The organism is Nonomuraea sp. NPDC005983 (assembly GCF_040614375.1).
Classification (GTDB): domain Bacteria; phylum Actinomycetota; class Actinomycetes; order Streptosporangiales; family Streptosporangiaceae; genus Nonomuraea.
Window position 1 is genome coordinate 17,952 of sequence record NZ_JBEXUP010000104.1, and the last position, 14,177, is coordinate 32,128.

Sequence of the window (14,177 nt, forward strand, 5' to 3'; positions counted from 1 at the left end):
GGGGGTTAGCCTCGCGTCCATGAGCGACTCGGCCCGGATCGTGATCATCGGCGGCGGCGTGGGCGGCGCGTCCGTGGCCTACCACCTGACGGAACTCGGCGAACGCGACGTCGTCCTGCTGGAGCGCGACGAGCTGACCAGCGGCTCCACCTTCCACTCTGCCGGGCTGGTCGGACAGCTTCGCGCCGACCCCACGCTGACCCGGATGAACCAGTACTCCGTCGAGCTCTACCGCCGCTTGGACGCCGGCTGGAGCGAGTGCGGCGGCATCAAGCTGGCCTCCACGCCCGAGCGGATGGCGGAGATCCGCCGCCAGATCGGCTGGGCCCGCACCTTCGGCCTGCCGCTGGAGGAGATCTCCGTCGCCGAGGCCGTCGAACTGTTCCCGCTCATGGACCCGTCCGGCGTCGTCGGGGCGGCCTACCTGCCCACGGACGGCCAGGTGGACCCCTCGCGGCTGTGCTACTCGCTGGCCGCGCTGGCCCGCCAGGGCGGCGCCAGGATCAGGACGCGCACCCGCGTGCTCGGCATCGACACGGCGGGCAACCGGGTCACCCGGGTCCGCACCGACCAGGGGGACATCGACTGCGAGATCGTGGTCAACTGCGGCGGGATGTTCGCCGCGGAGATCGGGCGGATGGCCGGGGTGCGCATCCCGATCGTCCCGATGTCGCACCAGTACGTGGTGACGGACGCCTTCCACGAGCACACCGGGCTGCCGACGCTGCGCGACCCGGACCTGCTCGTGTACTACCGCCAGGAGGTCCAGGGCCTGGTCATGGGCGGGTACGAGCGCGACTGCGCGCCCTGGACGGCCTCCGAGTCCTCCTACGACGCCGTCCCCGCCGACTTCAACGGGCGGCTGCTGACGGAGGACTGGGCGCGATTTGAGGAAATTTCCGACAACTCCAGGATTCGGGTTCCGGCCATGGCGGACGTCGGCATCCGCAAGCTGATCAACGGGCCCGAGGCGTTCACCCCGGACAACGAGTTCTGCCTGGGGGAGACCGAGGTCGGCGGGTTCTTCGTCGCGGCGGGCTTCTGCGCGCACGGCATCGCCGGAGCGGGCGGCGTCGGGCGGGTGATGGCCGAGTGGATCGTCGAGGGCGAGCCCAGCATGGACGTCTGGCACATGGACATCCGCCGCTTCGGCCGCCAGTATCGCTCGCCGTCGTACACGCTCAAGCGGGCGATCGAGAACTACGAGACGTACTACGACATCCGCTACCCCGGCCACGAGCGCTCGGCGGGCCGCCCGCTGCGCGTCTCTCCCGCGTACGGCTGGCACGCCGCGCAGGGCGCGGTCTTCGGCGAGAAGGCCGGATGGGAGCGGGTCAACTACTACGCCTCGAACGAGCCGGACGCCCAGGCCGAGGGCGTCGCAGAAGGACATCCGCGGCCGCGCGGATGGGCGGGGCGGCTCTGGTCGCCCGCCGTCGGCGTCGAGCATCGCGCCACCCGGGAAGCGGCCGGGCTGTTCGACGAGACGTCCTTCGCCAAGATCGAGGTCACCGGCCCCGACGCCGCGTCCCTTCTGGAGTGGGTCTGCGACAACCGCGTCGCCCGCGACGTGGGCGCGGTCACCTACACGCAGGCGCTCAACCGGCGCGGCGGCATCGAGTGCGACTTCACCGTCACCCGCCGCGCCGACCAGGAGTTCCTCATCGTGACGGGCACCGCGTTCGGCTCGCACGACCTCGGCTGGCTGCGCAAGCAGGCCGCGCTGAGGAACGCCGACGTCCGCATCGCCGACGTGACCGGCCAGTACGCCTGCTTCGCCCTCTGGGGCCCGCGCGCCCGGGACATCCTCGCCACCCTCACCCCCGACCCGCTCACCTTCCCGTTCATGACCTCGCGCGAGCTGACCGTGGGGGACGTGCCGGTCCTGGCGCTGCGGGTGACGTTCGTCGGCGAGCTGGGCTGGGAGCTGTACTGCTCCAGCGAGTACGGCCTGGGGCTCTGGCAGGCCCTGTGGCAGGCGGGCGGGCCGCACGGGCTCACGGCGGCGGGCTACCGCGCCATCGACAGCCTGCGCCTGGAGAAGGGCTACCGCGTCTGGGGCGCCGACATCGGCCCCGAGATCACCCCGTACGAGGCGGGCCTGGGCTTCTGCGTCAAACCGGACAAGGACTTCCTCGGCAGGGACGCCCTCGACCGGAACCCGCCGCGCAGGCTGCGCTGCCTCACCCTGGCCGACCCCCGGGCGATCGCTCTGGGCAACGAGCCGGTGCGGGTGGACGGCGAGGTCGTGGCCAGGGTCACCTCGGGCGGCTACGGCTACACGGTCGAGTCGTCGATCGCCTACGCCTATCTGCCCGTCGGGCCCGGCACGAAGGTCGAGATCGAGGTCGAGGGGGCGTGGGTGGCCGGGACGGTCGTCAGGGACCCGCTGTACGACCCGGCGGGGGAGCGGGTGCGCTGACCCCACTGCCGGCCCCACTGCCGGTCCCGCTGCCGGTCCCACTGCTCACCCCGCTGCGCACCGAGATCCGCACCCGGTCGGGCCTGAACAGGTCGCGGGCGTACTCCACCGGGGCGCCCCCGGCGGCGTAGGCGGTGCGCTCGATCAGCATGAGCGGCGTGCCCGGCGGGATGCCCAGCTCGGCGGCGTCGGCGGGCCCGGCGATGACCGGGTCGAGGTGCTCGACGGCCGTGCGCGGTTCCAGGTCGTACCGACCGGCCAGCAGCGCGTACAGCGAGCCGCTGAGGTCCTCGTCGAGGAAGCCCGGCAGGGCGGGGAAGAAGGAGCGTTCGAGCGCCACCGGCGACTGCCCGGCCGAGCGGACCCTGGCGACCTGGTGCACAGCGGCGCCCGGCTCCACCTCCAGCGCGACGGCGACGGCCTCCGGCGCCGGGATGGTCGCCGCCACCAGCACCCTGGCCTCGGCCCGCAGGTGCGCCCGGCGCATCTGCTCGGTGAACCCGGCCAGCCCGGTGAGGTCGCAGTCGATGCGCGGCTCGGCCACGAACGCGCCCCCGGCCCGCCCGGGGACCCTGACCAGCACGCCGTCGCGTTCCAGGGTGGCCAGCGCCTGCCTGAGCGTCATCCGGCTCACTCCGAGCCTGGCGGCCAGCTCGCGCTCGCCGGGCAGCCGGTCGCCCGGAGCCATCTCGCCGCTGCCGATGGAGTCGAGCAGCCACTGCTCGATCTGCACGTGCGCGGGAACTCCGGTGCCTCGCTCCAGCTCGGGTGTCCCGACCACACGCGCATCGTAACCGGTCACCCCGACAGCCTGGCCAGCCGCTCCACCGCCTCCGCGAACTCGCTCACCATCTCGTAGACCACCTCGCGAGCCGGTTTGACCTGGTTCAGCTGTCCCACGACCTGGCCGACGAAGTAGTTGGCCAGCTCCAGGGCCCCCGGCTCGCCCCGCTCGGCCGCCGCGCCGATGCGGGCCATCGCGGCCTCGGCGACGAGGAGCTGCATCGGCATCCCGAGCGGCCCGGGGCTCTCGGGGCTGGAGTCCCATTCGTCGGTCCACGCGGACGCGAGCTGCCGGGCGGGCTTGCCGGTGCGCGAGCTCGACCTGACCGTGTCGAGCGAGGAGGCGGCCAGCAGCTTGCGCTTCACCGCGGGGGCGGTCTCGGCCTCCTCGGTCGTCAGCCAGACGGAGCCGCACCACACGCCCTCCGCGCCGAGCGCCATGGCCGCCGCCATCTGCCGTCCGGACGCGATGCCGCCCGCCGCCAGCACGGGCACGGGCGCGACCGCGTCCACGACCTGCGGGACCAGCACCATGGTGGCGATCTCGCCGGTGTGCCCGCCCGCCTCGGTGCCCTGCGCCACGACGAGGTCCACGCCCGCCGCGACCTGCCTGCGCGCGTGCTCCACCGTGCCGACCAGCGCCGCCACCGGCACGCCCGCCGCCCGCGCCCTGGCGACCATCTCCGGCGGGGGAGGCCCGAGCGCGCTCGCGATCAGCCCGATGGGGTGCTGGAGCGCCACGTCGATCAGCCCGGACGCGCCCGCCGCCGTCACCCGCCTGCCGAACTCGTCGGCGGAGGCGGCCGGCGGCTGGATCGTGCCGCTGACGCCGTACTTCGTCATCAGGTGCGTGACGAAGTCGCGGTGCCGTTCCGGGACGAGGTCGGCGAGCCGCGCGTGGCGGTCCAGCGCCGAGGCGTCGATCTTGCCGGGGACGAGCACGTCCACTCCGTAGGGACGGCCGCCCACCCGCTGGTCGATCCAGGTGAGTTCGGAGTCGAGCTGGTCCGGCGTGAACGCGATCGCGCCCAGGACGCCGAACCCGCCCGCGTTGGTGACCGCGGCCACCACGTCACGGCAGTGACTGAACGCGAACAGCGGGAACTCGATGCCAAGGCGCTCGCAGATAGCGGTCCGCATGAACCGACGCTAACTGTCAGAAGGATGTTCGGTCCAGCCGTCCCGAGGTGGAGACGACGCCGGTCAGGACGCGGTCGCTCGCCGGTCCAGGCCCAGCACGCTTCCGGGGGCGTGCCAGCCGAGCTCGGGCGTGTACTCGCGCACCAGCTTGGCGGGCACGCCCGCCACCACGCTGTGGTCGGGGAACTCGCCGCGCACCACCGCTCCGGCCGCGACCACGCACTGGCGCCCCAGCCTGGTGCCGGGCAGGATGATCGCACCCGCGCCCAGCCAGGAGCCCGCGCCGATCGAGACCGGGTTGTTACGCGGCCACTGCCGGCCGATCGGCGTCTCCGGGTCGTCGTAGACGTGGTTCTGGTCGGTGATGTAGACGTAGGGGCCGGTGAAGACGTGGTCGCCGACGTCGATCGACTGGTGGGCGACGACGTGCGTCCCCCGGCCGATCGAGCAGCTCGCGCCGATGCGCAGGATCGAGCCCGCGCCCAGGTCAAGGCCCGGCCACATGCCGCACGAGAGCGACACGCGCTCGCCGATCAGCGTGTGGTCGCCGACCTCGATCCACTGCTCACCGAAGATCGCGCCAGGGGGGAAGGCGATGCTGACGCCCTCGCCCAGGTGGCGGAACCGGTAGCCGGAGGGGGTGGCCGGAGTGATCGCCCCGGCCTGGCGGATCGCCGCGTAGGCACGGTGGATCAGCGTGCCCCATGCCCGCCGTACTAGTGACATAGCACTCAAAGTTACCGTTAGGTCATACCCGTTCGGGCATGTCGGGGACGTTGTTTGATATCCTGAGAGCCCGTGGACAGTTCGCCACACCTCGAGCCACGGGAGCCCCTTTGCGCAGCGCATCGCAAACCAAGCATCTGTTCGTCACCGGCGGTGTCGCCTCCAGTCTCGGCAAGGGCCTCACGGCGTCCAGCCTGGGCCGTCTGCTGAAGACCCGCGGTCTCAGGGTCACCATGCAGAAGCTCGACCCTTACCTCAACGTCGACCCCGGCACGATGAACCCGTTCCAGCATGGCGAGGTCTTCGTCACCGACGACGGCGCCGAGACCGACCTCGACGTCGGCCACTACGAGCGCTTCCTCGACACCGACCTGCACGGCTCCGCCAACGTCACCACCGGGCAGGTCTACTCCAACGTCATCGCCAAGGAGCGGCGCGGCGAGTACCTCGGCGACACGGTCCAGGTCATCCCGCACATCACCAACGAGATCAAGGACCGCATCCGTGGCATGGCGGGCCCCGACGTGGACGTGGTCATCACCGAGGTCGGCGGCACCGTCGGCGACATCGAGTCGCTGCCGTTCCTGGAGGCCGTGCGGCAGATCAGGCACGAGGTCGGCCGCGACAACGTCTTCTTCCTGCACGTGTCGCTGCTGCCCTACATCGGGCCGTCCGGCGAACTGAAGACCAAGCCGACCCAGCACAGCGTGGCCGCGCTGCGCAGCATCGGCATCCAGCCCGACGCGATCGTCTGCCGCTCCGACCGGCCGATCACGGTCTCGCTCAAGCGCAAGATCAGCCTGATGTGCGACGTGGACGAGGACGCCGTCGTCTCCGCCGTCGACGCGGACTCGATCTACGACATCCCCAGGGTGCTGCACTCCGAGGGGCTCGACGCGTACGTGGTGCGGCGGCTCGGCCTGCCGTTCCGCGACGTCGACTGGAAGGAGTGGGAGCAGCTCCTGCGCCGGGTGCACCGCCCGGCCAAGGAGGTCACCGTCGCCCTGGTCGGCAAGTACATCGACCTGCCCGACGCGTACCTGTCGGTCACGGAGGCGCTGCGGGCGGGCGGGTTCGCCAACGACGCCCGCGTCAACATCCGCTGGGTGAAGAGCGACGACTGCGACACCCCCGAGGGCGCCGAGCGCGAGCTCGACGGCGTCGACGGGGTGCTGATCCCCGGCGGGTTCGGCGTGCGCGGCATCGAGGGCAAGATCGGCGCGATCAGGCACGCCCGCGAGAACAGGATCCCGCTGCTCGGCATCTGCCTCGGCATGCAGGGCATGGTCATCGAGGCCGCCAGGCACCTGGCCGGCATCGAGGACGCCAACTCCGTCGAGTTCGACCCCGACACCAAGCACCCGGTCGTCTCCACCATGGCCGACCAGGAGGACGTCGTCGCCGGCGAGCGCGACATGGGCGGCACCATGCGGCTCGGCCTCTACACGGCCAAGCTCGCCGAGGGCACGCTGGCCCGCCAGCTCTACAGCGGCAAGGCCAAGGCCGACGAGCGTCACCGCCACCGCTTCGAGGTCAACAACGCCTACCGTGAGCAGCTGGAGAAGGCCGGCCTGGTCTTCTCCGGGCTGTCGCCCGACGGCCGCCTGGTCGAGTACACCGAGCTGCCCGCCGACGTCCACCCGTTCTTCATCGGCACCCAGGCGCACCCCGAGTTCCGGTCCCGCCCGACGCGGTCCAACCCGATGTTCAAGGGCCTGATCGGCGCCGCCCTGGTCTACGCCGACAGCCGCGTCACCGCGTCCAAGGTGGTCAAGTGAAGGTCCGCGACACGCCCGAGGAGTGGGACGTCGTCGCGTCCGAGGAGCACTTCAGCGGCCGGGTGATCGAGGTACGCACCGACACCGTGCGGATGCCCCGCGAACAGGTCGCCGACCGCGACTACGTGGTGCATCCCGGGTCCGTCGCGGTCGTCGCGCTCGACGCCGACGAGCGCGTCCTGCTGATCCGCCAGTACCGGCACCCGGCCCGCCACCTGCTGTGGGAGCTGCCCGCCGGGCTGCGCGACGTGCAGGGCGAGTCGCTCGTCGCGGGGGCCGCGCGGGAGCTGGCCGAGGAGGCGGGCTACCGCGCCGAGACCTGGCACACGCTGGTGGACCTCTACACCTCGCCCGGCATGTCCAACGAGCGGATCAGGGTGTTCCTCGCCCGCGACCTGACGAAGATCCCCGAGGAGGAGAACGGCTTCGTCCACCAGCATGAAGAGATCGACATGCCGGTGGAGTGGGTGCCGCTGCCCGACGCGGTGGAGAAGGCGCTCATGGGAATGATCCACAATTCCCCGGCCGTGGCCGGTATTCTCGCCGCGTATGCGGCTTCGGTCGAGGGATTCGCCCTGTTGCGGCCTGCCGACGCCCCGGAGGAGTGACGGAAGGACCATGTCGTGGAGGCGGTGCTCTCCAGCTATCTCGCCCATCTGGCGGTGGAGAGGGGCCTGGCTGCCAACACGCTCGCGTCGTACCGGCGTGACCTGCGCCGTTACGTCGAACACCTGCAGGCGCGCGGCCGGGGCTCGCTCGGCGAGGTGGGCGAGGCCGACGTCCTCGACTTCCTCGCCGCGCTGCGCGCGGGCGACGGAGACCACCCCGCGCTCGTGGCCAGCTCCGCCGCGCGGGCGGTGTCGGCCGTGCGCGGCCTGCACCGTTTCGCGCTGCGCGAAGGCGTCACCGCGCACGACCCCGCCCACGAGGTGCGCCCGCCGCGCCAGCTCCGCAGGCTGCCCAAGGCGATCACCGTGGACGAGGTCGAGCGGCTGATCGCCGCGTCCGGCCCCGATGGGGCGCCGCTCACCCTGCGCAACCGCGCCCTGCTGGAGGTCCTGTACGGGACGGGCGCGCGCATCTCCGAAGCCGTCGGCCTGGCCGTCGACGACCTGGAGGACGACCAGGTACGGCTGCGCGGCAAGGGCGGCAGGACCAGGGTGGTGCCCCTGGGCCGGTACGCCCGGTCCGCGCTCGACGCCTACCTGGTCAGGGCCAGGCCGGGCCTGCTGGCCCACGGCCGGGGGACCCCCGCTGTCTTCCTCAACGCCCGCGGCGGGCGGCTCACCCGCCAGGGCGCCTGGGAAGTCCTTCAGGCGGCGGCCGAACGCGCCGGACTTGCGGGGATATCTCCGCATGTGCTGCGCCATTCCTTCGCAACTCACCTCCTCGACGGAGGTGCCGACGTTAGGGTGGTTCAGGAACTTCTCGGCCACGCCTCGGTGACGACCACTCAGGTCTACACCCTGGTCACGGTCGACAAGCTCCGCGAGGTCTACGCCGCGGCGCACCCCCGTGCCCGGCAGTGATCTATAGTTTCTGCGGCGACGCCGAAGTCGGCGTGCCGCCTTGCCGCGTTTAGTGGTGACGCCATAGTGTCCGTCCGGACGGTCCGGTTCGGGATCGTCAGGGAGGTTCGAGCTGGTGACTGTGACGACCAACGGTTCGACCCCGGGGACCCCCGACAACCCCTGGGGTGACACCAAGACCAACGCGCCCTCCAGCGGCGTGAACCTGGGGCCGACTCGCCGGCCGAGACCGGTGTTCCCCGAGCCGGTCCCGCGCGAGACGCACGGCCCGGCCCGGGTGGTCGCGATGGTCAACCAGAAGGGCGGGGTCGGCAAGACCACCACCACCATCAACCTGGGCGCCGCCCTCGTCGAGTACGGCCTCAAGGTGCTGCTGGTCGACTTCGACCCGCAGGGCGCTCTCTCCGTCGGCCTGGGCATCAACCCGCTCCAGCTCGACCTGACGGTCTACAACCTGCTGATGGACCGCGGTGTCAGCGCGGAAGACGTGCTGCTCGAAACCGGCGTCGAGGGGCTCGACCTGCTGCCGAGCAACATCGACCTGTCGGCGGCCGAAGTCCAGCTCGTCACCGAGGTCGCCCGCGAGCAGGTGCTCGGCCGGGTCATCAAGCCGCTGCTGCCGCACTACGACGTCTGCCTCATCGACTGTCAGCCGTCGCTCGGCCTGCTCACGATCAACGCGCTGACCTGCGCCCAGGGCGTCATGGTGCCGCTGGAGTGCGAGTTCTTCGCGCTGCGCGGCGTCGCGCTGCTCATGGACACCATCTCCAAGGTGCAGGAGCGGCTCAACGAAGAGCTGGAGATCGAGGGGCTGCTGGCCACCATGTACGACGCCCGCACCCTGCACGGCCGTGAGGTCCTCGCCCGCGTCGTGGAGGCGTTCGGCGACAAGGTGTTCCACACCGTCATCAACCGGACGGTCCGCTTCCCCGACGCCACGGTCGCCGGAGAGCCGATCACCACCTTCGACCCGTCGTCCCTGGGCGCGAACGCGTACCGCGAGCTGGCGCGCGAAGTGCTGTCGCGCTGGCCCGCACCTGCCACAATGGCCAGGTGACCGAGCAGCAGACCGAGCCCGTCGGCTTCCAGGTCCACCTGGACGTCTTCGAGGGCCCGTTCGACCTGCTCCTCGGGCTGATCGCCAAGCACAAGCTGGACATCACCGAGGTCTCGCTGTCCAAGGTCACCGACGAGTTCATCGCCTACATCACCTCGCGCGGCACCACCTGGGACCTCGACCAGACCAGCCACTTCCTCCTGGTCGCGGCCACCCTCCTCGACCTGAAGGCCGCCCGCCTGCTGCCCTCGGGCGAGGTGGAGGACGAGGAGGATCTCGCGCTCCTTGAAGCCAGGGACCTGCTGTTCGCCAGGCTCCTGCAGTACAAGGCGTACAAGGAGGTGGCGACGTACTTCTCCGGCCGGATGGCTGAGGAAGCCCTGCGCTTCCCCCGCGTCGTGCCCATGGAGCCGCAGTTCGCCAACCTGCTGCCCGAACTCGTCCTCGGCATCGGCCCGGAGCAGCTGGCGAAGATCGCCGTCCGGGCCTTCACCCCGAAGCTCCCGCCCACGGTCAGCGTCGGGCACATCTACCAACCACTCGCCAGCGTCCGCGAGCAAGCGGCTATCCTTGTGCAGCGCCTGCGCCGCATGCGCAAGGCCACCTTCCGGGCCCTGGTCGCCGACTGCGAGGGCACCTTCGAGGTGATCGCCCGCTTCCTGGCCGTGCTGGAGCTCTTCCGAGAGTCGGCGGTCACGTTCGACCAGCTCGAACCCCTGGGAGACCTGCACGTCACCTGGACGGGCACGGACGACGGCGACGTCGCGGTGGGCGACGACTACGAGGAGACCGCGGAGAAACCGTCCCATGACTGACCACCCCCAGACCTCCCTCCCCGCCTGGATGACCCTCCCGGGCTCCCTCGCCGCCCCAGCCGCCGAACAGGAGAGCGACGCCTCTGCGGCTCCCTCCGCCTCGGAAGAGGGCGATGCCGCCACGTCGGCTGCTCCCGCTTCGGGCGGACAGAGGGACGCTCTTGGCGAGCAGGGCGTCGTCCCCGCCTCTTCCTCCCTGGAAGAGCCGGAAGACAGGGACCGCGACTCCCCTTCGGCCACTTTCTCCACTGGCACCTCACCGTCTGTCGACGGCGCGGGGTCGGTGGAGGCGGGGCCGATGCGCTCGGGCGAGCTTGGCGCCGGCATCGATGGCGAACCCGAAGGGTCCGGGGCTGAGTCGCTCGGTGGGTCCGAAGGGGCCGGTGTTGAGGAGCCTGGTGCGGGTGAGAAGGCTGAGGGGCCGGGGTTGCGGGCGGCCATCGAGGCGATCCTCATGGTGGTCGACGAGCCCGTCGCCGAGGTGACGCTGGCGCAGGTGCTGGAACGTCCCACGCACGAGGTGGTGGCGGAGCTCCGGGCGCTGGCCGCGGAATACACCGCCGCAGGGCGGGGTTTCGAATTGAGAGACGTCGCGGGCGGCTGGCGGTACTACACGCGGGCCGACTGCGCGTCGGTGGTCGAGCGCTTCGTGCGCGACGGCCAGCAGACGCGGCTGACCCAGGCCGCGCTGGAAACACTCGCGGTCGTGGCTTACCGGCAGCCGGTGAGCCGCGCCCGCGTCGCCGCGATCCGCGGTGTCAACAGCGACGGTGTCATGCGGACGCTCGTCGCCAGGGGGCTGGTCGAAGAGGCCGGCACCGACCCGGAGAGCCAGGCAGTGCTCTACCGGACAAGCTCATACTTCCTTGAACGTCTGGGATTGAAGGACCTGAGCGAGCTCCCCGAGCTCGCCCCCTTCCTCCCCGACGACGTGGAGAACCTCGAGGAGACAACAAAGTGAACAACAGGCGCAGCACCCCGTCCGGTGATGGACGCGGTCGTGGACGCACCGGCGGCTCCAGCGGCCGTGGCGGACGTCCCGCCTTCCGCTCCGACGACGCTCGCGGCGGTTCGCCCCGCGACGGGTTCCGTGGCGGTTCCCACCGAGACGACTTCCGCGGCGGTTCGCGCCGCGACGACAGTGACCGCGGCTACGGCCGCGACAACCGGGGCGAGCGCGACTCGCTCCGCGCCGACCGCGGCGGCTCCCGCGCCCGCACCGGGCGTCCCGGCTTCTCCGGCGGCGACGCCGGACGCCCGTCCTCCCGCGGCGATCGCGGCGATCGCGGCGGCTACCGTTCCGAGCGCCCGGCGCAGCGGGGCGAGCGCGACGGCTACCGTTCCGACCGGCGCGACGGCGACGGCCCTGGTTTCCGTTCCGGCCGTCGTGACGGTGACGGCCCTGGTTTCCGCTCAGAGCGCCGCGACGACCGCGGGGGCTACCGCCCCAGCGGCCCGGCACAGCGGGGCGAGCGCGACGGTTACCGTTCGGACCGTCGCGACGACCGCGGCGGCCGTTCCGACCGCCGTGACGGCGGTGGTCTTCGTGACGGCGGTGGTCTCCGTGACGACCGCGGTGGCGGCTACCGTTCCGAGCGCGGCGATGACCGCGGCGGTTTCCGTTCCGAGCGCGGCGGTTACGGCGCGGCGCGGCGCGACGGGGGGCAGCGGTCCTTCGGCGAGCGCGGCGGCCGTGGCGGTTTCCGCTCCGACCGACGCGACGACCGCGGCGCAGGCCCCCGCTCCGACCGCCGTGACGAGCGCGGCGGGTACCGAGGCTCGGACGGGCGTGACGGTGGCTACGAGCCCCGCGGCGAGCGCGGCGGGTTCCGTGCCGACCGTAGCGGGCGCAGGGAGGACACTCCCCGGAGCGGGCCGAGCCGTGCCAGGTACGGCAGGCGCGACGACTCCGGCCGCGGCGGACGGCGAGACGACGTCCAGACGATCGGACGGCCCGCCAAGCCGGGCACCGGCCGTTCAGGCGACGGTCGCGGGTACGACCGTACGGGCAGGGGAGACGGCGCCCGTACGACGGCGCAGCCGCGTGACCGGTTCAAGACGGCCCGCCAGCCCATGCGCGACCGTGACTTCTACCCCGAGGGCTACACCGACGAGCGCGACACCACCGAGGTCCCCGGCGGCGTGCGCCTGCAGAAGGTGCTCGCCCAGGCGGGCGTCGCGAGCCGCCGCGCCTGCGAGGAGATGATCGGCGACGGCCGTGTCACCGTGAACGGCCAGGTGGTGCGCAGGTTCGGCGCGAAGGTGGACCCGGCGGCGCAGGTCATCCACGTCGACGGCAAGCGCATCCCGACCGCCCCCGACCTGGTCTACTACGCGCTGAACAAGCCCATCGGCGTCGTGTCGACCATGGAGGACCCGCAGGGCCGCCCGTGCCTGGCCGACTACGTCGAGGAGCTGGCTCCGAGGCTGTTCCACGTGGGCAGGCTCGACACCGAGACCGAGGGCCTGCTGCTGCTCACCAACGACGGCGAGCTGGCCAACAGGCTGACCCATCCGAGCTACGGCGTCCAGAAGAAGTACTGGGCCAAGGTGCCGGGCCCGATCCCGCGCGACCTGGGCCGCAGGCTCAAGCAGGGCATCGAACTTGAGGACGGCCTCGTCAAGGCCGACGAGTTCACGATCGTGCAGGAGCACGGCCAGCAGGCGCTGGTCGAGGTGGTGCTGCACGAGGGCCGCAAGCACGTGGTCAGGCGCATGCTGGAAGAGGCGGGCCACCGGGTCATCGACCTGGCCAGGATCGAGTTCGGCCCGGTCAAGCTGGGTCGTACCAAGCCGGGCACCATCAGGGCGCTCTCCCTGAAGGAGGTTGGCGAACTTTACGCCGCCGTGAAGCTGTAATCTGGCCAGAACGCAGGAGCCCGTGCGGACCTCCGCACGGGCTCCACCGCTTTGACGAAGGGGACGAAGCACATGGTGCGGGCGATCCGCGGGGCGATCCAGGTCGATGCCAACGACCGCGGCGCGATCATCGAGGGCACGACCGAGCTGGTCTCCGCGATTATGGAGCGCAACCGGCTCACCACCGATGATGTGATCAGCGTGCTGTTCACCGCCACGCCCGACCTGACGGCGGAGTTCCCGGCGCTCGCCGCCCGCAAGCTCGGTTTCCACGACGTGCCGCTGATCTGCTGCACCGAGATCGACGTGCCGGGCGCGCTGCCGAGGGTGGTCAGGCTCATGGCGCACGTGGAGACCGACCGGCCGCGCTCCGACGTCCAGCACGTGTATCTGCGCGGCGCGGTGGCCCTCCGGCAGGACATCGCCCAGTAAGTCTGACCGTCCAAAACAGTAATAGCCCGATAAATCAGGACAACGACATGGCTTCCGACCTCCGCACCGTGCTGGTAGTCGGCACGGGGCTCATCGGTACCTCCGCCGCGCTGGCGCTGCGCCAGCGCGGGGTGCGCGTGCTGCTCGCCGATCGCGACGAGGCGGCGGTGCGGCTGGCGAGGGAGCTGGGCGCGGGCGAGGAGTGGCAGCCGGAGCGCGAAGGCCAGGAGATCGACCTCGCGATGATCGCGGTGCCTCCCGCGTACGTCGCCACCGAGCTGCTGGAGCTGCAGAAGCGCGACACCGCCCGCTTCTACACGGACGTGGCCAGCGTGAAGGCCGAGCCCATCGACCGGGCCACCCAGCTCGGCTGCGACCTGACCCGCTACGTGGCCTCGCACCCGCTGGCGGGGCGCGAGAAGTCCGGCCCGGGGGCGGCCAGGGCCGATCTGTTCCTCGGGCGCCCGTGGGCGCTCTGCCCGACCCCCGCTGCGTCCGCGGAGGCCGTCGAGGCCGTGCTGGCGCTGATCGAGCTGTGCGGCGCGAACCCCGTCCAGGTCGACGCCGCCGACCACGACAGGGCGGTGGCCGTCGTCTCCCACGCCCCGCACGTGGCCGCCTCGGCGGTGGCGGCCA

General features: G+C 71.6%; 13 protein-coding genes. 10 read left to right on the plus strand and 3 right to left on the minus strand.

What is annotated here, in order from left to right:
• Nucleotides 1–19 precede the first annotated feature (19 nt).
• Entirely contained in the window at nt 20–2,422 is a 2,403-nt protein-coding gene (locus ABZ297_RS33805) for an FAD-dependent oxidoreductase (protein WP_355354900.1), read from the plus strand.
• On the opposite strand, the gene ABZ297_RS33810 is transcribed toward ABZ297_RS33805, so the two are convergent.
• From ABZ297_RS33810 to ABZ297_RS33820, 3 genes are all read right to left on the minus strand, one after another.
• A complete protein-coding gene (locus ABZ297_RS33810; protein ID WP_355354903.1) occupies nt 2,379–3,203 on the minus strand; it encodes a GntR family transcriptional regulator in 825 nt (274 codons plus the stop codon). The genes ABZ297_RS33805 and ABZ297_RS33810 overlap by 44 nt on opposite strands.
• A gap of 17 nt (nt 3,204–3,220) precedes the next feature.
• Nucleotides 3,221–4,345, minus strand: coding sequence for a nitronate monooxygenase family protein (locus ABZ297_RS33815; RefSeq protein WP_355354906.1), 1,125 nt, complete (start codon nt 4,343–4,345; stop codon nt 3,221–3,223).
• Nucleotides 4,346–4,408: 63 nt separating this feature from the next.
• A complete protein-coding gene (locus tag ABZ297_RS33820; protein ID WP_355354909.1) occupies nt 4,409–5,071 on the minus strand; it encodes an acyltransferase in 663 nt (220 codons plus the stop codon).
• A 110-nt stretch (nt 5,072–5,181) separates the two neighbouring features.
• Here ABZ297_RS33820 and ABZ297_RS33825 point away from each other — a divergent pair, with 110 nt between their 5' ends.
• The 9 genes from ABZ297_RS33825 to ABZ297_RS33865 all read left to right on the plus strand — a co-directional run.
• A complete protein-coding gene (locus ABZ297_RS33825; protein ID WP_355354912.1) occupies nt 5,182–6,849 on the plus strand; it encodes a CTP synthase in 1,668 nt (555 codons plus the stop codon).
• Complete coding sequence (locus ABZ297_RS33830; protein WP_355354915.1) at nt 6,846–7,457, plus strand: NUDIX hydrolase; 612 nt, start codon at nt 6,846–6,848, stop codon at nt 7,455–7,457. The genes ABZ297_RS33825 and ABZ297_RS33830 overlap by 4 nt, the downstream gene beginning before the upstream one ends.
• 15 nt (nt 7,458–7,472) lie before the next feature.
• Complete coding sequence (xerD, locus tag ABZ297_RS33835) at nt 7,473–8,378, plus strand: site-specific tyrosine recombinase XerD (protein ID WP_355354918.1); 906 nt, start codon at nt 7,473–7,475, stop codon at nt 8,376–8,378.
• Nucleotides 8,379–8,493: 115 nt separating this feature from the next.
• Nucleotides 8,494–9,435 (plus strand): ParA family protein, encoded by a 942-nt coding sequence (locus ABZ297_RS33840; RefSeq protein ID WP_355354921.1) that lies wholly within the window; start codon nt 8,494–8,496, stop codon nt 9,433–9,435.
• Nucleotides 9,432–10,250: a segregation/condensation protein A gene (locus tag ABZ297_RS33845; RefSeq protein WP_355354924.1), complete on the plus strand. Its 819-nt coding sequence runs from the start codon at nt 9,432–9,434 to the stop codon at nt 10,248–10,250. Before ABZ297_RS33840 ends, ABZ297_RS33845 begins: the two co-directional genes overlap by 4 nt.
• Nucleotides 10,251–10,548: 298 nt before the next feature.
• Nucleotides 10,549–11,211 (plus strand): SMC-Scp complex subunit ScpB, encoded by a 663-nt coding sequence (scpB, locus tag ABZ297_RS33850; protein ID WP_355354927.1) that lies wholly within the window; start codon nt 10,549–10,551, stop codon nt 11,209–11,211.
• Nucleotides 11,208–13,109 carry a pseudouridine synthase gene (locus ABZ297_RS33855; protein WP_355354930.1) on the plus strand — a complete coding sequence of 634 codons (1,902 nt, stop codon included), beginning with the start codon at nt 11,208–11,210 and terminating at the stop codon, nt 13,107–13,109. The genes scpB and ABZ297_RS33855 overlap by 4 nt, the downstream gene beginning before the upstream one ends.
• A gap of 72 nt (nt 13,110–13,181) precedes the next feature.
• Nucleotides 13,182–13,541 carry a chorismate mutase gene (aroH, locus tag ABZ297_RS33860; RefSeq protein WP_355354932.1) on the plus strand — a complete coding sequence of 120 codons (360 nt, stop codon included), beginning with the start codon at nt 13,182–13,184 and terminating at the stop codon, nt 13,539–13,541.
• A gap of 47 nt (nt 13,542–13,588) precedes the next feature.
• A partial coding sequence (locus tag ABZ297_RS33865) for a prephenate dehydrogenase (protein WP_355354935.1) occupies nt 13,589–14,177 on the plus strand: 589 nt, incomplete at its 3' end.